Origin of the sequence: Paracoccus suum (assembly GCF_003324675.1) — a bacterium.
GTDB lineage: Bacteria > Pseudomonadota > Alphaproteobacteria > Rhodobacterales > Rhodobacteraceae > Paracoccus > Paracoccus suum.
The window spans coordinates 2,315,939-2,334,416 of record NZ_CP030918.1; the positions used below are offsets into that span (position 1 = coordinate 2,315,939).

Sequence of the window (18,478 nt, forward strand, 5' to 3'; positions counted from 1 at the left end):
GCGTTTGATGTGGCGCGAATGCGATCTGCTCTCCGGCCGGCTTACTGCTCGAACAGGGATGGCGTGCCGCCAGTATGCAGAATGCAGGCGGCCTCATCCTTTGGGATCGCGCCGGACCGGACCAGGTTCAGCAGACCGGCAAAGGTCTTGGCCACATAGACCTGCTCGATCATCAGCGCTTCATTGGCGGCCATGGTCCTCGCGGCAGCAAGCGACGCTTCCGTCACGACGCCGTAGCCGCCGCCCAACTCTCCGGTGTGGATCTCGACCCGGTCCATGAGGTCCGTGGGCACAGCTTGGTCCATCAGCGCCGCGGCACCAAGGATGTTTTCGGTCAGCCGCGCCGTCAGTTCGGCAGCATCATATTCCACGCTGACCAGATGAAAGCGCCAGTCGCGGTCCAGCAACGCGGCGCCGAGGATCAGGCCGGCCTCGGTCACACCCATCGAGCCAGGCAGGACGATATGGCGCAGCCCCGCGCCTTGCTGGAGGTCCTGCGCGGTGAGTTCCTCGGCCGCGCGGACATACCCCAGCGCCCCGACGAAGGGATCGCCAATGAGGTAGGGTCGCCGGCCAGCTGCGCGCAGCTCCGCCATTGCCTGCTGCGCGAGGGCGCCGCGCTCCTCTTCGCTCACCGGACCCAGGCGACGGATGTCCGCGCCCAGAAGCTCGGTCAGCATCGCGTTGCCGCGCAGGGGGGCCTCGCTGTCACCGGCATAGAGGACCAGCACCTCGATCCCGAGTTTCGCCCCGGCGGCGGCTGTCAGGCGGCACTGGTTGGAGGGCAGGGCGCCGGCGACCACCAGCATGTCGCTGCCCTGCGCCTTTGCCTCGCCAATCCAGAACTCTAGGCTGCGCACCTTGTTGCCGCCGAAGGCGAGCGGCATGCAGTCGTCGCGCTTGACCCAGATGGCGGGGTGCCCGAGGACCTCGCCGATCCGGGACATGCGCTCCAACGGCGTCGGCGCGCCGACGAGGTCCACCCAAGGAAATGTGTCCAGCATGCCGTCAGTCGAGGTTGATGGGTTGCGCGCTGCCGAGACGGCGTTCCGCCCAGCGCGCGAACCTGAGGACGGGGTAGCAGTAAACGAAATAGATCGCAGCAATCAGGCCATAGATGAAAAGCACGTCGCGGGGATGGCGCAGGATCGCGATCTCGCCCTGTCGGGTCAGATCGGCAATGCCGATGACGGACAGGATCGCGGTGCTCTTGATGATCATGACATAAACGCCGCTCATCGGCGGGACAGTCAGCTTCAAGGCCTGCGGCAAAAGAATGTACCACAGCCGTTCGATACGGTTCATGCCCAGCGCGGTCGCCGCCTCGGACTGGCCGCGCGGCACCGCGTCGATCGCACCGCGCACGATCTCTGCCACGTAGCTGGAGGTATAGATGGACAGCGCGACGAGCGCGGCGGTCTGCGAGTTCCAGCTCAGCCACGAGATGTCGGTGTTCGGCAGGACGAAATAGAACAGATAAAGCTGCACGAGGAACGGCGTGCCGCGCAGCAGGTGGATGTAGAGGCCGAGGAGCCCGGTCAGCAGGGGCACACGCTGGCTGCGGATCACGCCGATGACAAAGCCGATAATCGAGCCGGCAATGATGCTGACGAACGAGATCAGCAGTGTCTGCAAGAAGCCCTGCCACAGGAACGGCATCAGCGACACGGTAATGGACCAGTAACGTTCCAGCATCCCTCAGGCCCCACCATTCCAGGCCGGCCCCGCAAGGCGCCGGCGGACAAAGTGGGAGAGCAGCACCATCACGGCATAAATCGCGAGATAGCCTGCGGCGATGGTCAGGAAGCTTTCGTTCGGGCGCACGCGCTCACTGTTCAGAAGGATGCCTGCGCTGGTGAATTCGAAAACGGTGATGATCGACAGCAAGGATGTGTCCTTGATCAGGACGGCGGTCTGGCCGATCAGCGGCGGCAGGGTGTTGGCAAAGGCCTGAGGCAGCACGACATATCGCATCCGTTGGCCGTAGGACATGCCGACCGCCTTGGCGCCCTCGATCTGGCCGCGCGGGACCGAGCCGATGCCGGCGCGGATGATCTCGCCCATGTACGGGGACGAGTTCAGCACCAGGGCGGCGATGCCGAAATACATGTCATTCCAGGACTTGGTGACCGGCACCAGCGCGGGCAGGCCGTAGTAGACGAGGTAGATCTGCACCAGCAGGGGGGTCGAGCGGATGAACTCGACATAGGCCGCGATCGGCCGCGTGATGATCGCCCGGCGCGACAAGAGGGCGATCGCGATCAGCGTGCCGAACAGGACAGACAGCACCAGGGCGATGCCGGCAGCCGTCAGCGTGTTCGCCAGACCCTCGGCAAAGCGGTTCAGGTACTGTGCGACGATGCGGTAATTATAGAATTCGACGATCGGGTTCATGCTGCCTGCTGGGCTGAGGCGGGCCGGCGCGAGGCCAGCCCGGTCGGGCGCTTACTTGTGGTCCTTGGCCCAGTCGGTGGTTTTCCACCAGTAGTTGATCTTGGCTTCCAGCCGGTTGTCGGCCGTGATCAGCTCGACATAGTTGTCCAGCCAGAGCTTGAGGTGAAAGGCGTTCGGCTGGACCGCAAAGGCCAGCGGCTCGCGGGTGATGACACCCTCGAGGATCTTGAGGTTGCCGAATTCGTCCACGAAGCTGGTGACGTTGCCGAGGTCCGAGACCATCCCGTCAAGACGGCCCGACGACAGCGCCTGCGCGGTCGCGGCGGTGCCGCCCGCGAACTCTTTAAGCGTGGCCTCGGGCATGTATTTCTTGATCGCCTCGCCATACGAGCTGGCCTGCGTCGCGCCGAGGGTCAGCCCGGACTTGTTCAGGTCCTGCCATTTCGTCGCCGGCGAATCCTTCGGCGCGACGGCAACCGTCTCCTGGTAGAACATCGGGCGCGAGAACAGCAGCTGCGCCGCGCGCTGCGGGGTCGGGGTCATGTCGGCGGCGATCATGTCCACCTTGCCCGACAGCAGTGCCGGGATGAGGCCCTTCCAGTCGTAGTCCTGGACCACCAGCTTGACGCCCAGATCGTCGGCCATCATCTGCGCCAGCTCGACCGCAAGGCCGGTCCGGGCGCCGTTCTTGTCGACGAAGCTGACGGGCGGGCCCTGGGTCTGGACCGCGATCCGCAACTCGCCCCGGCCGAGGATATCGTCCATCTCGTCGGCCTGCGCGGCGCTGACCGTGGTCATGCAGGCCGCGGCAAGCGCCATTACGCTCTTAAGAAATCGTCTCATCTGGTTCGCCCCCTTGTTGTGATCGCGTCGTCGTCGCCGGCGGCGCTAGAGAATCTGGTCTAGAAATGCGCGGGTCCGCTCGTGCGCGGGCGCCGAGAAAAAGGCCTCGGGCGTACCCTGCTCGACGATACGGCCCTGGTCCATGAAGATGATGCGGTCCGCGACCTCGCGCGCAAAGCCCATCTCGTGGGTGACGACGGCCATCGTCATGCCGCCCTGCGCCAGCTTGCGCATCAGATCGAGGATCCCGCCGACCATTTCCGGGTCGAGGGCAGACGTCGCCTCGTCAAAGAGCATGATCTTCGGGTCCATCGCCAGCGCGCGGGCAATGGCCACGCGCTGCTGCTGGCCGCCCGAGAGCTGGCTGGGATAGTGGTTCGCGCGGTCCGCAATGCCGACGCTGTCCAACAACTTCCGCGCCCGCTCGAGCGCGCCTGCGCGGCTGCGCTTACGCACCACCACCTGCGGCAGCGCCACGTTTTCCAGCGCGGTCTTGTGCTGGAACAAGTTAAAGTGCTGGAACACCATGCCGATTTCGGCACGCAAATGGTTCAGGTTGGTGTTCCGGTCGGCCAGGGCGACGCCATCGATGGTGATCGTCCCGGTGTCAAAACTCTCAAGCGCGTTCAGGGTGCGCAACAGCGTGCTCTTGCCCGAGCCTGAGGGTCCGATGATGACCAGCACCTCGCCCGGATCGATGGTCAGCGAGACCTCGTCCAGCGCGCGGTGCGAACCGCGCCCGTCGGCGGAGGGGAAGGTCTTGCTGATACGGTCAACGACGACGATGGGCTGGGCGGTCATGCGGCAATTCCGTGGTCGGTGGAAAATCGGCCCGAAAAGGCGATTGCGACGGGTCCGGTGAGGGTCAGGCTGTCATCCTCGTGGACCTCGACGGTGAGGTTGCCGCCCGGCATCTCGACCACCACGCGGCGGGCGGTGATCAGCCCGCGACGGCGTGCAGCCAGCACCGCGGCGCAGGCGCCGCTGCCGCAGGCTTGAGTCAGGATGCCCGGCCGTTCCCAGACCACGGCGCGCAGGCGGTCATCAGTCACGACTTGCGCAATGCCGATGTTGGCGCCTTCCGGCAGGGCGGGGTTGGCGGCGAGGGCAGGGGCCCAGCGCCGCACGTCCACCGCGTCCCGGTCGGGGACGAAGCAGACCAGATGCGGGTTACCGAGGTTCAGTGCCACCGGGTGGGACAGCGGGCCGGATTCCATGTCCAGCCCGCCGGTGTCCGCCGGCTGCGACAGGGGGATGGCTGCCCAGTCCCAGCGCGGCGCACCGAGGCGCAGCGCCACATCCCCGCCCGCAGCGCGGCGGGCCGCGATCAGTCCCCCCAGCGTCTCCAGCCGGACCTTGTCGAAGCCTTCCTCAAGCAACAGCCAGCAGACGCAGCGAGTGGCATTCAGGCAGGTCTCGGCCTCGGTCCCGTCGACATTATAGATTCGCATTCTGGCATCGGCGGTAGGCGCGCTCGGCGGCTCGATTACCAGCAACTGGTCGCCACCCACACCGCGATGCCGATCGCAAATCGCCCGGATCGTGTCGGGGTCGGGACGAAACGCATGGCTGCGCCCGTCGACGATGACAAAATCGTTTCCGAGGCCGTGCATTTTGAGGAAGTCGCGGCAAGGTGCCGAATTTTCAGGCAAATCAATCTCTCAGGGCACAATTAAGCCAACCGGTCGAAAGCTGGTCCCAGAACTGCGGCCTGTCAAGCGGGTCAATTCTCGCGGGTGTGGCGGATGGCGAGCAGTCCGGGGCCATTTGCAAGACGGGATCAGTCACCTGGACCGGTTTGTGGGGCGACCCGTCGTGACGACTAAAGTCGCCCCCGCGAGGGAGGTGCGGTTCTTTCCACGTCGATTTGGCTTCCGGCGAGGCATTGCCGGTGACCGGCAGAGACATTGATCGCACGAAATTTTTTCCGATTATCGAAATTCAGTTCCGCATGTTGGAATTATGGACGCTTCCCACGAGCGAAAAAATCTGTCGATTTCTGTACGAGCATCGCCCTTTTTTCTTGCACGACAGCAGAATCGACGCAGTATCCCCGCGTCGGGGGACAAAATCATAACCACCATGTGGACGCCGGTGCGGCGAGTTGGCCGCAGTCCCGAGGGGGAGGACAGTGATGCACCACGCGGATGCGCATGCCGAGGCCGAACTGGCTCTCGGCGGGATCGAATCCCTGGCCGAGCCGAAGCGGGCAGAGGCCTGGATGCGCCCGGTCGAGATTGCGGCCTCTGCTTTGCTGCTGGTGATGATCGTCACCGTGCTGGCCAACGTGTTCTTTCGCTATGTGCTGACCAAGCCGTTGATCTGGGGCGACGAGGTCGCCTCGATCAGCTTCATCTGGATGGCCATGCTGGGGGCGGCGCTCGCCGTAGACCGGCATGAGCATATGCGGCTGACCGTCTTCCTGCCGATGTTGCCGGAGAGGCTGGCCCGCGTGGTCGAGGTCGCCGGCAGTGTGCTGGTCTGCGTCCTGCTGCTGCGCTTGCTGCCCGTCGCCGTCGAATACGCCTACGAGGAATCGTTCGTCACCTCGCCCGCACTGCAATTGCCGATGTCGTGGCGGGCGTCTGCCCTGCCGGCGGGGATCGGGTTGATGGTGGTGCTGATGGTGCTGTCGGTCCTGCGGACTCGCGAATGGTCCACCATTATCGGCACGTTGCTGGTCACCGGAGCAGTCGTCGCCGCCCTGTGGGTCGCCAAGCCCGCGATCCTGTCGCTGGGCAACTGGAACCTGCCGCTGTTCCTAGGCCTCTTCGCGGGCGCGTTGCTGATCATGGGCGTGCCCATCGCCTTCTGCTTTGCCCTGGCGACACTCGGCTACCTGACCTTTGCGACCCACGCCCCGGCCTTCGTCATGATGGGCCGCATCGACGAGGGCATGTCCTCGCTGATCCTGCTGTCGGTGCCGGTGTTTGTGCTGCTGGGCTGCATCCTTGACGCGACCGGCATGGGCCGCGCCATCGTCGGTTTCCTCGCCTCGCTGTTCGGCCATGTGAAGGCCGGGATGAGCTATGTGCTGCTCGGCTCGATGTTCCTCGTCTCCGGCATTTCCGGCTCGAAAGTGTCGGACATGGCAACTGTCGCGCCGGCCCTGTTCCCCGAGATGCGGCGCCGTGGCCATTCCGCGCCCGAGATGACCGCGCTGCTGGCGACCGGCGCGGCCATGGCCGACACGGTGCCACCCTCGATCGTGCTGATCGTACTGGGATCGGTTGCGGGCGTGTCCATCGCCGGCCTCTTCACCTCGGGCTTTGCCATCGCCATGGTGCTTCTGGTCGTTCTGGCTGTGCTGGCCCGTTGGAAAGCGCGCGGCGAGCGGATGGAGGGGGTGCAGCGCGCCTCGCTCGGCGTGATCGGCAAGACCGCCCTGATCGCGGCGCCCGCCTTGGTGCTGCCCTTCATGATCCGCAGTCTGGTCGCCGGCGGCGTTGCCACCGCGACCGAGGTCAGCACCATCGCGACCCTTTATGCCTTCATCATCGGCTCGGTGCTCTACGGCGGCATCCCGCTGCGCCGCGTCGGCACGATGCTGGTCGAGACCGCCGCCATGTCGGGGGCGATCCTGCTGATTCTCGGCGCCGCGTCGGCCATGGCCTGGGGGCTGACTCAATCGGGCTTTGCGCGCGATCTGATGGTGCTGGTGACCGGCCTGCCGGGCGGCTGGCTCGTCTTCATGCTCGCCTCGATCGTGATCTTCCTGTTGCTTGGCTGCGTGCTGGAGGGGTTGCCCGCCATCGTGCTGCTGGCGCCGATCATGTTCCCGATCTCGCGCGGGCTGGGCATTCACGACATCCATTATGCGATGGTGATCGTCACGGCGATGAACATCGGTCTGATGGCACCACCAATCGGCATTGGCTTTTACATCGCCTGCAAGATCGCCAACGTGCCCGCCGAACAGGTGATGGCGAAGATCTGGCCTTATCTCGCCGCACTGCTGGTCGGCCTTCTGGTCATCGCCGCCGTGCCCTGGTTCTCGACCGCGCTTTTGTAATCAATCGAATACCTCAGGGAGGAGGAGGAAATCATGACTATCACCCGCCGCAACATCCTGCTGGGCGCCGCCGTCGGCGCGCTCGCAACGCCATTCATCCGGGTCCGCCCGGCCATGGCGGCCGAGTTCAGCTACAAGGTCGCCAACAACCAGCCGCTGGACCATCCCAGCAACATCCGCCTGGCCGAGGCGCAAAAGGCGATCCTGGAGGGGACCGACGGCCGCTTTGACCTGCAGATCTTCCCGTCGAACCAGCTGGGCGCCGATACCGACGTTCTGGGCCAACTGCGCTCGGGCGGGGTCGAGTTCTTCCAGCTCTCGCCGGTGATCCTGTCGACGCTGGTGCCCAACGCCTCGATCAACGGCGTGGGCTTTGCCTTCCCGGACTACGACACGGTCTGGAAGGCGATGGATGGCGATCTGGGCGCCTATGCGCGCGGTCAGATCGAGGCTGGTGGCCTCGTCGTCATGGACAAGATCTGGGACAACGGCTTCCGCCAGATTACCTCGTCGAAAAAGCCGATCACGACGCCGGCCGATCTGGAGGGGTTCAAGATCCGTGTGCCGGTCAGCCCGCTGTGGACCTCGCTTTTCACTGCCTTCGGCTCGGCCCCGGCATCGATCAACTTCGCCGAGGTTTATACCGCTCTGCAGACCGGGATCGTCGACGGGCAGGAAAACCCGCTGGCGATCATGAAGGTCGCGAAGCTGTGGGAGGTGCAGAAATATTGCTCGCTGACCAACCACATGTGGGACGGCTTCTGGATGCTCGGCAACCGCCGCGCCTGGCAGGCCCTACCCGAAGACGTGCAGAAGGTCGTCGCCGACAACTTCAACGCCGCGGCGGTCAAGCAGCGGGCCGACATCGCCGAGATGAACAAGACCCTCAAGACCGACCTCGAGGGCAACGGCTTTGTCTTCAACGACGTCGATCCCAAGGCGTTCGAGGACAAGCTGCGCGAGGCCGGGTTCTACGCGGAATGGAAGAAAACCTTTGGCGACGAGGCCTGGGCCATTCTGGAAACGGCCATTGGACGCAAGCTGGCCTGATGCGCGACGCCGTCGCCCCTGCCCATGCGGACACTGGAGGAACGCAGGCGGTGGCGCGTGCGCTGTCGCTGCTGTCGCTGGTCGGGCGGGGCGGGGCGCAAGGACTGGGGCTGGCGCAGCTTGCGGCAGCCTCGGGTCTTGCGCGGCCCACGGCGCGGCGGCTGCTGCTGGCGCTGGGCGCGGCGCGCATGGTCGAGCAGGACCGCGCGACGCGCCGCTATCATCTGGGCGCCGAGACCTATCTGCTGGCCGGTTTCGCGGCAGAGCGCCACGGCATCCTGCACCATGCCCGCGAGGGCATGGTCAGGCTGGCGCAAGAGACGGGCGATACGGTGCTGCTGACCGTGCCGCAGGATGACCACACCCTGTGCCTGGAACGGATCGAGGGCGATTTTCCGGTCCGCACCCATGCCCTGATGCGTGGCGACCGCAAACCTGCAGGCCTCGGGGCCGGTGCCTTGGCGATCCTCGCCGCCCTGCCAGCGGCGGAGGCGGAGGCGCTGCTGACCCGGGCGGCGCCGCAGATCGGCGATCTGATGCCGGCTGTGGTCGCGGATTTGGAGCAGGCCCGCGCCGACGGTTACGCCCTCAATCCCGGACATGTCATTGCCGGGTCCTGGGGCCTCGGGGTGGTCATTTCCTGGCCGGACGGGCGCCCGGCGGGGGCGCTGTCCATCGCCGCCATCGAAAACCGCATGACGCCAGCGCGCCAGGTCGATCTGGTCGCCGGCCTGCATCGCGAGGCCGCAGTTATCGCGGCGCGCCTTTCCGCGCTGGGCACCGAAAGGAACATCCCTTGACCGAACCCCTGATCGTCGGCTGGGCGCATACGAAGTTCGGCAAGGCCGAGGCGCCCGATACGATGGCCCTGATGGCCGAGGTCGCGCTGCCGGCGCTGGACCACGCCGGGGTGCCGCCCGAGGCGGTCGATGGCATCTTTACCGGCGTCTACAACAACGGCTTTCAGCGCCAGGATTTTCAGGGCGCGCTCGTCGCCATGGGCGCGCCGGAACTGGCGGGCATGCCCTTCATGCGCACCGAAAACGCCTGTGCCACCGGCTCGGCGGCCCTCTATGCGGCAGCGGATTTCATCGCCTCGGGCCGCGGCAGGATCGCCCTGGTGATCGGCGCGGAAAAGATGACCGCGCTGCCCATTACCGATGTCGGGGGCGTGTTGCTGACCGCCAGCTATGTCGCCGAGGAAGGGGACACGCCCGGCGGGTTTGCCGGCGTCTTCGGCCGCATCACGGACGCCTATTTCCAGCGGAACGGCGACAGGTCCGAGGAACTGGCGATGATTGCCGCCAAAAACCACGGCAACGGCGTCAACAACCCTTATGCGCATATGCAAAAGGCGCTGGATGTGGCGTTCTGCAACACACCGTCCGACAAGAACCCGCTGGTGGCCGGTCCGCTGCGGCGCACGGATTGCTCGTTGGTCTCGGACGGCGCAGCGGCCATCGTGCTGGCGGCGTCCGAGGTGGCTGAAGGTCTGGCCCGAGCGATCCGTTTTCGCGCCCGCGCGCAGGCCGGGGACATTCTGGCTCTGTCGCGCCGGGACCCGACCGAATTTGCCGGCGCGCACCGCGCATGGCGATCGGCGCTGGACCAGGCGGGGCTGGCGATCACCGACCTGTCGCTGGTGGAAACCCATGACTGCTTCACCACCGCCGAGATGATCGAATACGAGGCGATGGGGCTCGCTCCGCGCGGGCAGGGTTGGCGCGTGATCCGAGAGGGGACGACCCGCATGGGCGGCGCGCTGCCGGTGAACCCCTCGGGCGGGCTGAAATCGCGCGGCCACCCGATCGGCGCGACAGGTGTCTCGCAGCACGTCATGGCTGCGATGCAGTTGATGGACGAGGCTGGGGCCATGCAGGTTCGCGGCGCGAACTTGGCCGGAGTCTTCAACATGGGCGGCACGGCCGTTGCCAATTACTGCTCGATCCTGGAGCGCGCGCGATGACGGACCCCTCAGGCGGCGTTGCCCCTGTCTCGACCCGCGTGATGAATCTTGCGACCTTCCTCGCGCAGGCTGCCCGGCGCGACCCGGACGGGATTGCCCTTGTGATGGGCGATACGCGCTGGACCTGGGCCGAGTGGAACGCCCGCGCCGATGCGCTGGCCGATGCACTGCAGACGCGGTTCAACCTGCAAAAGGGCGACCGGGTGCTGTGCCAGTCGCAGAACTGCATGGAGATGATGCAGGCCATGTTCGCCGTCTGGCGCGCCGGCGGGGTCTGGGTGCCCGCCAACTTCCGCCAGACACCGGAGGAGGTGGCCTATCTCGCCGAGGCCTCGGGCGCGTCGCTGATGTTCTGTAACGCCGCCTTTCCGGCCCATGCGGCGGCCTGCGATCTGCCGCAGATCGCCATCGGGGCTGCCGATTTCGGCCCCGACATTGCCGCCATCACTGCCGAGCATATGGGCAAGCGACCGCCGGCCGCAGCGGTTGGCCGCGACGATCCCTGCTGGTTCTTCTTCACTTCGGGCACCACCGGGCGCCCCAAGGCGAGCGTTCTGACCCATGGCCAGATGGCCTTTGTGGTGACCAATCACCTTGCCGACCTGATGCCGGGGCTGACCGGCGATGATGCCTCACTGGTGGTCGCGCCACTGTCGCACGGCGCGGGGGTGCATCAGCTGACGCAGGTGGCGCGCGGGGTAAAGACGATCCTGCTGCCGACCGAGCGCTTTGACGTGGCGCAGGTCTGGGATCTGGTCGCGCAGTGGCGGGTGTCGACCATGTTCACCGTGCCGACGATCCTGAAACTGCTGGTGGAACATCCATCGAGCGCGGCGGCCGACACCTCGTCCCTGCGCTATGTCGTCTATGCCGGCGCGCCGATGTACCGCGTGGACCAGCAAAGGGCGCTGGAGACGCTCGGCCCCGTGCTGGTCCAGTATTTCGGGCTGGGCGAGGTCACGGGCAACATCACCGTCCTGCCCGCGCATCTGCATCAGGCCGAGGACGGGCCCACCGCCCGCATCGGCACCTGCGGCCATGCGCGGACCGGGATCGAGGTCCAGATCCAGGATGACAATGGCGACGAGGTCGCGCCGGGCGAGACAGGAGAGATCTGCTGCATCGGCCCGGCCGTCTTTGCCGGCTACTACCAGAACCCCGAGGCCAATGCGAAATCCTTTCGGAACGGCTGGTTCCGCACGGGCGATCTTGGCCACATGGACGAGCAGGGCTTTTTCTACATCACCGGTCGGCAGTCGGACATGTTCATCTCGGGCGGCTCGAACGTCTATCCACGCGAGATCGAGGAAAAAATCCTGACCCACCCGGCGATCAACGAGGTCGCGGTCGTCGGCGTGCCGGACCCCCTGTGGGGAGAGATAGGCTGGGCGGTTTGCGTCGCGAACGCCCCCGTGGCCGAGGATGACCTGGCGGCGTTCCTCGACGGCAAGCTGTCGCGCTACAAGATGCCCAAGCGGTTCCTGTTCTGGGATGCGCTGCCCAAGTCAGCCTATGGCAAGATCACCAAGAAGATGATCCGCGAAGAGCTGGAAGCCCGCGGCATGCTCGCATGAGCCTGCGAATGATCCATCCCGGCCCGCGCGCGGCCGAGCGCACGGTGGCCGTGCCGGCCGACCTGCGCCGCATTGCGGGGGTTTTGCCGGCCGGGCGCAGCGTGATGGAGGCAGTCGGCGATCTGTTTGCGGCGAAGGGTTGCAAGGGCGGCGTGGTGTGGCTGGACGGGGCGGTCTGCGATCCGCTGCGCTTTGTGCTGCCGGCGCCATCGACGGATGGCCTGCACGCGGCATGGTATTCGGACACCCATGCCCCGGACGGCCCCGTCCAGATCGGGCGGGCCACCGCAACCGTCGGCTGGAAGGATGGCGCGCCGTTCCTGCACTGCCATGGCACATGGGCGGGTACCATGGGCCACCTTTTGCCCTTCGACAGCATTCTGGCCGCCGATGCGCCTGTCGCCGGCATCGGCGCGCCTGATGCGTGGTTCGAGTCGCTGCCCGACGTGGAAACCGCCTTTACGCTATTCACGCCGCAAGGGAGCGGTATCGGCACTGGCCTGCTGGCTCGCATCCTTCCTGGCGAGGACGTTCTCACTGCCATCGAGACCCTCTGCGCTGGACACGGCATCACCGATGCGCGGCTGTACGGGGTCGGCAGCATTGATCACATCCGCTTTGTCGACGGCAGCCGCACGGACTGCCACGCCACGGAACTGCATCTGGTTGGTGCCACCCTCAGGGCGGGCGAGGCGCATGTGCCGATCGAGGTCGTGGACATCGACGGCAAGATCATGCGCGGCGTGCTGGAGCGCGGGGTTAACCCGGTCGGCGTGACGCTGGAATTGATAGTCGAGACAGAAGGGGTGCGCGATGACGCATGACGCCAAGGTTGCCGTCGTAACCGGGGGATGCCGCGGCATCGGCCTCGCCGCGACACAGATTTTCCTCGAGCAGGGCTGGCGGGTCGCAGTCGTGGACCGCGACACGGACGAACTACATGCCGTGTGTGACCCGATGGAGAATGTCCTGCCGATCGAGGCAGACATTTCCGAGCCACAAAGCGTCGATGGCCTGATCCGAACGGTCGTCAGTCAGTTCGGCGGCGTCGATGCACTGGTCAACAACGCGGGCGTCGCGCTGTTCTCGCGCGCGGACCAGACCAGCTTCGAGGCCTGGCGCGAGGTCATGGCGACCAACCTCGACGGCGTGTTCCTGTGTACCCAGGCGGCGGTGCCGGAGCTGGCGAAAACACGCGGCGCGATCGTAAATATCGCCTCGATCTCGGGCCTGCGCGCCTCGACGCTGCGGGTCGCCTATGGCACCTCGAAGGCCGCCGTCATTCATCTGACCAAGCAATTCGCAGCCGAACTGGGCGAGCAAGGTATTCGCGTCAACTGCGTCGCCCCCGGCCCGGTCAGGACCAAACTGGCCATGGCGGTGCATGCGCCGGAAATCATCAGCGCCTATTACGACGCCATCCCGCTGAACCGCTATGGCGAGGCACGCGAGATCGCCGAGGCGATCGTGTTCCTATGCTCGGACAAGGCCAGCTTCGTCACCGGGCAGACGCTGGCCGTCGACGGCGGCTTTGACGCAACCGGCGTCGGCCTGCCGGCCCTGCGGCGAGGGGACGGGACGGTGCGCGAGATCTGATGGCGGGCGTCCAGTCATCCGGACAGGCCGGAGGGGTGCTGTAGTCAGATGTTCAGCGTCAGTCCTGTCTTGACGGTATCCATCGATACGAAGGTGCCGAACTTGCGCACGTTGCTGCCTTGGAACAGAACGAGGCGCGTGAAATCCTCGTAATGCGCCATGCTCTCGACCACCACGACCAGCATGAAATCGGCCTCGCCGGTGACGTAAAAGCACTGCTGCACCTCGGGTGCGTCGCGGAAGCGACATTTCATCATGTCGATGTCCTCGGGCGTCTCGCTGACCAGTTCTACCTGGCAGAAGATGGTCAGTGGCCGGCCGACCTTGCCGGGGTCAAGGACTGCGACGGTGGCCGCGATCACGCCCTCGGCCTCCATCCGGCGGATTCTGCGCTGCACCGAGGGCGCGGACAGGTTCACCGCCTCGCCGATCTCGCGCTGCGGCATCCTCGCGTCGCGTTGCAGGATCCGCAGGATGGCGATGTCGAATGCGTCGAGGGGCGTCATGGCGTGTGCGGTCTCGTGAAACAGACTTGCATGAAGAGCCTCAATTTACAGCGCAACTCTCACGGTGAGTGCAATAGCCTCTCGCAAAAGGGAGTCGTGATGTATCTGATCAATACCTTACCGGTATTCGGCCAGCCGCTCGATCCGCGCGATGCCGAGACGCTGGGGCAGACCGGGGCCGACAAGGTTTCGCGCATTTTGGCCCTGCGCGAGAACAACGCCCCCACGCCGCTGGTCGCGCTGCCGGGCCTCGCGCGAAAGCTGGGGCTCGCCTCGGTGCATCTGAAGGACGAAGGCCAGCGGCTCGGCCTCGGCAGCTTCAAGGCGCTGGGCGGGGCCTATGCGGTGATGCGGGTCGTGCAGGACGAGGCAAGTCGGCGCCTTGGCCGGGCGATCGAGCCAGAGGGACTGATGGCGCCGGACGTGCGCGCGGTGGCTGCGTCCATCACCTTTGCCTGCGCGACTGACGGCAACCATGGCCGCTCGGTCGCTCAAGGGGCGCAGCTGCTCGGTGCGCGCTCGGTCATCTTTGTCCATGCCGGGGTCAGCCAGGCGCGGATCGATGCCATCGCGCGCCTGGGCGCCGAGGTCATCCGGGTCGACGGCCATTACGACGATTCCATCGCGGAGGCGACGCGCGTTGCCTCCGCCAACGGCTGGACCATCCTGTCGGACACGTCCTGGCCCGGCTACGAGGAAATTCCCGGACTCGTCATGCAGGGCTACACGGCCATCGCCCGCGAGGCGCTGGCGGAGCTGCCCGCGCCGCCGACCCATGTCTTCCTGCAGGCCGGCGTCGGCGGTTTTGCCGCTGCGATCGCCGGGCACCTGGCTCTCGTCTTGGGCGAGCGACGCCCGCATGTCACGGTTGTCGACCCCGCCCGGGCCGCGAGTCTGTTCGCAAGCGCCCAGGCGGGGCGCGTCGTGCAGGTCCCGGCGGGTGAGCCGACGGTGATGGCCATGCTCGAGTGCTACGAGCCGTCGCTGGTCGCCTTCCGGGTACTGGAAAGACTGGCCAACGGATTCATGACTCTGGAGGAGGAGGACGCGATCGCCGTCGTCCGCCGGCTCGCGGAGCCCGAGCCCGGGGACCCGCCCGTTGTCGCCGGCGAGAGTGGCGGCGTGGGTCTGGCCGGCGCCATGGCCGTGCTGCGCGATGGCGAGCTTGCGCCTCGGATCGGCCTCGGGCCGCAGGCGCGGCTGCTGGTCATCAATACCGAAGGGGCGACCGATCCGGCGCTGTTCACGCGGATTGTCGGGCGCACACCGGAAACTGTGCTGACCCGCGAAAATGCCTGATACGATATCAATGGACCAATCGCGCCCGGCCGGTCCGGACGGGCGTCATTCGGGAGGGGAGAGAAGAATGAAATTGCTCGGCAGCCTGATCGTTGCTTCCGCCTTGCTGCTCGCGCCCTTGGCGCAGGCCGGCGAGACGCTGGATCGCGTCACCAAAAGCGGCAAGATGATGGTCGCGACCAACGCCGCGTGGCCTCCGCAAAGCTATCTCGACGATTCCAACCAACTCGTCGGATATGACATCGACGTCGCGAACGAGATCGGAAAGCGTCTTGGCGCGAAAGTCACTTTCGACACGCCCGACTGGGGGTTGATGACCGGCGGCCGCTGGGGCGGCCGCTGGGACGCGGCGGTCGGATCGATCACGCCGACCAAGCCGCGGGCGCAGGTCCTCGATTTCGCGGGGGTCTATTACTATAGCCCGTATATCTTTGCCGTGCATGCCGACAGCGCCATCACCGACCAGAAGGACCTGAACGGCAAGAAGATCGGCGTCGAGACCGGCACCACCTCCGAGGACTACATCAATCGGCGGCTGGAGATTGATGCGCCGGGCGTCGCGCCGATCCAGTACTGGCTGGAGCCGGGCGAGGTGAAGACCTATGCCAGCTCGCTGCTGCCATTCGACGACCTGCGCCTCGGCGATGGCAAGCGCCTCGACGCGGTGATTGCGCCCGAGCAGACGGTGATGGGCGCCATCAAAAGCGGCTATCCGATCAAGGCACTGGAGGGTGACTATGCCTTCCGCGAGCCCCTAGTTGTGGTGGCCGACAAGGGCGATCCCGAGTGGACCGCGCGCCTTGGCGAGATCATCGAGCAGATGCGTGCTGATGGCACTCTCGCGACCTTGACGACCAAATGGTACGGCAAGGATTACTCGAAGTAATGACATCCCGCGGCGCGACAAGGCTCGCGCCGCGCCTTGCTTCGGGCGCGACATGACAGAACCAACGACTACCAATTACGCCGACGTCTGGTACCGGACGCGACTGGAATCGAGCGACCTGATTGCCCGTCCGCCATTGTCGGGCCCAGCCGAGGCGGATGTCTGCATCATCGGCGGCGGCCTTGCCGGCCTGACCGCCGCGCATGATCTGGCCGTCGCCGGCCGCCGCGTCGTGCTGCTGGAAGCGCGGCGGGTCGCCTGGGGCGCCTCGGGGCGCAACGGCGGCTTTGTCAGCCCCGGCTACGCCCAGGGCTATGACGCCATCGCCCGGCGCTGCGGCGCGGAGGGGGCGGATGCACTGCACGCCATGTCGATCGAGGGCATGCGCATCGTCGCGGATACCATCGCCCGGCTGAGCATCGACCGCGCCGACCCGCGACCGGGCATCCTCGGCGCCGTACGCTACGATGCTGGGCGCGCGCTGCAGGACCGCCGCGACTGGCTGGCAGAGCGGTTCGACTATCACGTCGACTACCTCGACCGGGCCGCACTGGGCCAGCATCTGACCTCGCCGGTCTACCACCAGGCGCTGCACGACCTGAACGCCTTTCACTTTGACCCGTTGGCCTATGCGCGCGCCCTTGCGCGCGCGGCCGAAGCGGCCGGCGCCGTGATCCACGAGGGCAGCGCCGCGAGCGTGGTCAGCGGCAGCCCCGCCGGCTGGACCGTGGCCACAGCCGGCGGCGAGGTAAAGGCGCGCGACGTGCTGATCGCCACCGGTGGCTATACCGGCGGCCTGGTGCCGCAGCTGGACCGCGCGTTCCTGCCCATCGCCACCTATGTCATGGTTACCAAGCCCGACCCCGAGCGGATCGCCACCGCGATCCACACAACCTCGGCCGTCGGCGACGACCGCCGGGCGGGGGACTATTACCGCCTCGTCGATGGCGGCCGGCGCATATTATGGGGCGGCAAGATCACCACCCGCCGCAGCGAGCCGCGCGATCTCGGCCGGTTGCTGCACGGCACCATGACCTCGACCTACCCGCAACTCGCTGGGATCGAGATCGACAAGGTCTGGTCGGGCCTGATGTCCTATGCCCGCCACCTCATGCCGCAGATCGGTCGCATGCCGTCCGGCCTCTGGCACTGCACGGCCTTCGGCGGCCACGGAATGAATACGACCGCCATCGGCGGGCGCGTCGTCGCCGAGGCGATCCTCGGCCAGTCCGACCGCTGGCGCCGGTTCGAGCCCTTCGGGCTGGAATGGACTGGCGGCCTTGCCGGCATGGCGGCCGTGCAACTGACCTATTGGAAGCTACAGGCGCAGGACGCCTGGCGAGAGCGCCGCGGCTGATCGGGCGAGCGGGAAGGGAATCGATGCATTATCGGGACAACGTCGACTACCCGCCGCTGCTGACGCGGCCCGTGGTCTACCTGCCGCTTCTGGGCGGCCTTTTCGCGGCGCTCGTGGCGATGAATGCCGGGGGCGGCGCATTCGGCCGGCTGACCTCCAGCGTCTTTCCCGCGGTGCAGGACGGCACGCAACTGAACGTGCTGACCGCGGCACTGGTCACGCTGCTGGCCGGCTTCAACATTTTTGTCGTCTTGCGGCTGCCCCTGCGCCAGCAGGTGTGGCTGGTCTGGGGCGAGCTGGCCCTGCTGATCCTGCTGTTCTTTTATTCCTTTGATCTCAGCTTCGTCTTCATCCGGCGCAAGATCGGCTTTCTGCTGTCGCAGGGGCTCGTCACGACCCTCTACATCTCGGCCATTTCCATCGTCATCGCGACGGTGCTGGCGATGATCGGCGCGGTGGCCAAGCTGTCGTCCAATGGGATCGCGCTGGGGATCGCCAACTTCTACACTTCGCTGTTCCGCGGCCTGCCGCTGCTGATGCAGATCTACATGATCTACCTGGGCCTGCCGCAGCTCGGCTATGTCGTCGATGCAGTGCCAACCGGCATCGCCGCCCTGTCGCTCTGCTACGGCGCCTACATGACCGAGATCTTTCGCGCCGGGATCGAGAGCATCCCCAAGGGCCAATGGGAGGCGTCGCGCGCCCTCGGGATGCGGCCCGCGGCGGTGATGACGCGCATCATCCTGCCGCAATCCATGCGCGTGATCATCCCGCCGACCGGCAACCAGTTCATTTCGATGCTCAAGGACAGCTCGCTCGTCTCGGTCGTCGGCGTGTGGGAATTGATGTACCTGGCCCGCACCCAAGGCCAGACTGAGTTCCGGCATGTCGAGATGATGATCACGGCATCGCTGATCTACTGGATGCTCTCTATCGTGCTGGAGCTGGTGCAGAAGATGATCGAAAAACACTACAACAAGTCGGTGACCCGGTGA

Annotated in this window: 18 protein-coding genes; 11 read left to right on the plus strand and 7 right to left on the minus strand. The window is 66.1% G+C overall.

The genetic code is table 11. The annotated features are described in order from the left end of the window. Nucleotides 1-41: 41 nt before the first annotated feature. Genes DRW48_RS11285 through dapF form a run of 6 tightly spaced genes read right to left on the minus strand, consistent with a single transcriptional unit; the run spans nucleotide 42 to nucleotide 4,850 of the window. Entirely contained in the window at nucleotides 42-1,004 is a 963-nt protein-coding gene (locus DRW48_RS11285; protein ID WP_114076519.1) for a 1-aminocyclopropane-1-carboxylate deaminase/D-cysteine desulfhydrase, read from the minus strand. Between the two features lie 4 nt (nucleotides 1,005-1,008). Further along, complete coding sequence (locus DRW48_RS11290) at nucleotides 1,009-1,695, minus strand: amino acid ABC transporter permease (RefSeq protein ID WP_114076520.1); 687 nt, start codon at nucleotides 1,693-1,695, stop codon at nucleotides 1,009-1,011. A 3-nt stretch (nucleotides 1,696-1,698) separates the two neighbouring features. Then, nucleotides 1,699-2,394, minus strand: coding sequence for an amino acid ABC transporter permease (locus tag DRW48_RS11295; RefSeq protein WP_114076521.1), 696 nt, complete (start codon nucleotides 2,392-2,394; stop codon nucleotides 1,699-1,701). A gap of 51 nt (nucleotides 2,395-2,445) precedes the next feature. After that, nucleotides 2,446-3,237, minus strand: coding sequence for an ABC transporter substrate-binding protein (locus tag DRW48_RS11300; RefSeq protein WP_114076522.1), 792 nt, complete (start codon nucleotides 3,235-3,237; stop codon nucleotides 2,446-2,448). A gap of 45 nt (nucleotides 3,238-3,282) precedes the next feature. Further along, entirely contained in the window at nucleotides 3,283-4,038 is a 756-nt protein-coding gene (locus DRW48_RS11305) for an amino acid ABC transporter ATP-binding protein (protein WP_114076523.1), read from the minus strand. Continuing rightward, a complete protein-coding gene (dapF, locus tag DRW48_RS11310; protein ID WP_114076524.1) occupies nucleotides 4,035-4,850 on the minus strand; it encodes a diaminopimelate epimerase in 816 nt (271 codons plus the stop codon). The genes DRW48_RS11305 and dapF overlap by 4 nt, the downstream gene beginning before the upstream one ends. Before the next feature lie 521 nt (nucleotides 4,851-5,371). Between dapF and DRW48_RS11315 the strand changes: the two genes are divergently transcribed. From DRW48_RS11315 to DRW48_RS11345, 7 genes are read left to right on the plus strand one after another with little or no spacing between them, the layout of a single operon-like run. Next, nucleotides 5,372-7,249, plus strand: coding sequence for a TRAP transporter large permease (locus DRW48_RS11315; RefSeq protein ID WP_114076525.1), 1,878 nt, complete (start codon nucleotides 5,372-5,374; stop codon nucleotides 7,247-7,249). A gap of 33 nt (nucleotides 7,250-7,282) precedes the next feature. Then, nucleotides 7,283-8,299 carry a TRAP transporter substrate-binding protein gene (locus tag DRW48_RS11320; RefSeq protein WP_114076526.1) on the plus strand — a complete coding sequence of 339 codons (1,017 nt, stop codon included), beginning with the start codon at nucleotides 7,283-7,285 and terminating at the stop codon, nucleotides 8,297-8,299. Further along, nucleotides 8,299-9,099, plus strand: a complete 801-nt coding sequence (locus tag DRW48_RS11325) for an IclR family transcriptional regulator (protein ID WP_114076527.1) — start codon at nucleotides 8,299-8,301, stop codon at nucleotides 9,097-9,099. The genes DRW48_RS11320 and DRW48_RS11325 overlap by 1 nt, the downstream gene beginning before the upstream one ends. Next, the gene (locus DRW48_RS11330) at nucleotides 9,096-10,265 is read left to right on the plus strand and encodes an acetyl-CoA acetyltransferase (RefSeq protein WP_114076528.1); all 1,170 of its coding nucleotides are present in this window, start codon (nucleotides 9,096-9,098) and stop codon (nucleotides 10,263-10,265) included. The genes DRW48_RS11325 and DRW48_RS11330 overlap by 4 nt, the downstream gene beginning before the upstream one ends. Further along, entirely contained in the window at nucleotides 10,262-11,839 is a 1,578-nt protein-coding gene (locus DRW48_RS11335; RefSeq protein ID WP_114076529.1) for an acyl-CoA synthetase, read from the plus strand. Before DRW48_RS11330 ends, DRW48_RS11335 begins: the two co-directional genes overlap by 4 nt. Nucleotides 11,840-11,847: 8 nt before the next feature. Next, nucleotides 11,848-12,663, plus strand: a complete 816-nt coding sequence (locus DRW48_RS11340; RefSeq protein WP_114077521.1) for a PCC domain-containing protein — start codon at nucleotides 11,848-11,850, stop codon at nucleotides 12,661-12,663. Further along, the gene (locus tag DRW48_RS11345; RefSeq protein WP_114076530.1) at nucleotides 12,653-13,435 is read left to right on the plus strand and encodes an SDR family NAD(P)-dependent oxidoreductase; all 783 of its coding nucleotides are present in this window, start codon (nucleotides 12,653-12,655) and stop codon (nucleotides 13,433-13,435) included. Before DRW48_RS11340 ends, DRW48_RS11345 begins: the two co-directional genes overlap by 11 nt. Before the next feature lie 44 nt (nucleotides 13,436-13,479). On the opposite strand, the gene DRW48_RS11350 is transcribed toward DRW48_RS11345, so the two are convergent. Continuing rightward, nucleotides 13,480-13,941: an Lrp/AsnC family transcriptional regulator gene (locus DRW48_RS11350; RefSeq protein ID WP_114076531.1), complete on the minus strand. Its 462-nt coding sequence runs from the start codon at nucleotides 13,939-13,941 to the stop codon at nucleotides 13,480-13,482. Nucleotides 13,942-14,040: 99 nt separating this feature from the next. On the opposite strand from DRW48_RS11350, the gene DRW48_RS11355 reads away from it, so the two are divergent. The 4 genes from DRW48_RS11355 (at nucleotide 14,041) to DRW48_RS11370 (ending at nucleotide 18,478) form a co-directional block, all read left to right on the plus strand. After that, entirely contained in the window at nucleotides 14,041-15,240 is a 1,200-nt protein-coding gene (locus DRW48_RS11355; protein WP_114076532.1) for a diaminopropionate ammonia-lyase, read from the plus strand. 67 nt (nucleotides 15,241-15,307) lie between these two features. After that, nucleotides 15,308-16,126, plus strand: coding sequence for a transporter substrate-binding domain-containing protein (locus tag DRW48_RS11360; protein WP_114076533.1), 819 nt, complete (start codon nucleotides 15,308-15,310; stop codon nucleotides 16,124-16,126). A gap of 52 nt (nucleotides 16,127-16,178) precedes the next feature. Then, nucleotides 16,179-17,483: an NAD(P)/FAD-dependent oxidoreductase gene (locus DRW48_RS11365; protein ID WP_114076534.1), complete on the plus strand. Its 1,305-nt coding sequence runs from the start codon at nucleotides 16,179-16,181 to the stop codon at nucleotides 17,481-17,483. A 23-nt stretch (nucleotides 17,484-17,506) separates the two neighbouring features. Then, nucleotides 17,507-18,478, plus strand: coding sequence for an amino acid ABC transporter permease (locus tag DRW48_RS11370; protein WP_114076535.1), 972 nt, complete (start codon nucleotides 17,507-17,509; stop codon nucleotides 18,476-18,478).

Bases quoted from the DNA above. Each gene is read 5' to 3' on its own strand.
- DRW48_RS11285 (WP_114076519.1), bottom strand. From the start codon at position 1,004: ATGCTGGACACATTTCCTTGGGTGGACCTCGTCGGCGCGCCGACGCCG.
- DRW48_RS11290 (WP_114076520.1), bottom strand. From the start codon at position 1,695: ATGCTGGAACGTTACTGGTCCATTACCGTGTCGCTGATGCCGTTCCTG.
- DRW48_RS11295 (WP_114076521.1), bottom strand. From the start codon at position 2,394: ATGAACCCGATCGTCGAATTCTATAATTACCGCATCGTCGCACAGTAC.
- DRW48_RS11300 (WP_114076522.1), bottom strand. From the start codon at position 3,237: ATGAGACGATTTCTTAAGAGCGTAATGGCGCTTGCCGCGGCCTGCATG.
- DRW48_RS11305 (WP_114076523.1), bottom strand. From the start codon at position 4,038: ATGACCGCCCAGCCCATCGTCGTCGTTGACCGTATCAGCAAGACCTTC.
- dapF (WP_114076524.1), bottom strand. From the start codon at position 4,850: ATGCACGGCCTCGGAAACGATTTTGTCATCGTCGACGGGCGCAGCCAT.
- DRW48_RS11315 (WP_114076525.1), top strand. From the start codon at position 5,372: ATGCACCACGCGGATGCGCATGCCGAGGCCGAACTGGCTCTCGGCGGG.
- DRW48_RS11320 (WP_114076526.1), top strand. From the start codon at position 7,283: ATGACTATCACCCGCCGCAACATCCTGCTGGGCGCCGCCGTCGGCGCG.
- DRW48_RS11325 (WP_114076527.1), top strand. From the start codon at position 8,299: ATGCGCGACGCCGTCGCCCCTGCCCATGCGGACACTGGAGGAACGCAG.
- DRW48_RS11335 (WP_114076529.1), top strand. From the start codon at position 10,262: ATGACGGACCCCTCAGGCGGCGTTGCCCCTGTCTCGACCCGCGTGATG.
- DRW48_RS11340 (WP_114077521.1), top strand. From the start codon at position 11,848: ATGATCCATCCCGGCCCGCGCGCGGCCGAGCGCACGGTGGCCGTGCCG.
- DRW48_RS11345 (WP_114076530.1), top strand. From the start codon at position 12,653: ATGACGCATGACGCCAAGGTTGCCGTCGTAACCGGGGGATGCCGCGGC.
- DRW48_RS11350 (WP_114076531.1), bottom strand. From the start codon at position 13,941: ATGACGCCCCTCGACGCATTCGACATCGCCATCCTGCGGATCCTGCAA.
- DRW48_RS11355 (WP_114076532.1), top strand. From the start codon at position 14,041: ATGTATCTGATCAATACCTTACCGGTATTCGGCCAGCCGCTCGATCCG.
- DRW48_RS11360 (WP_114076533.1), top strand. From the start codon at position 15,308: ATGAAATTGCTCGGCAGCCTGATCGTTGCTTCCGCCTTGCTGCTCGCG.
- DRW48_RS11365 (WP_114076534.1), top strand. From the start codon at position 16,179: ATGACAGAACCAACGACTACCAATTACGCCGACGTCTGGTACCGGACG.
- DRW48_RS11370 (WP_114076535.1), top strand. From the start codon at position 17,507: ATGCATTATCGGGACAACGTCGACTACCCGCCGCTGCTGACGCGGCCC.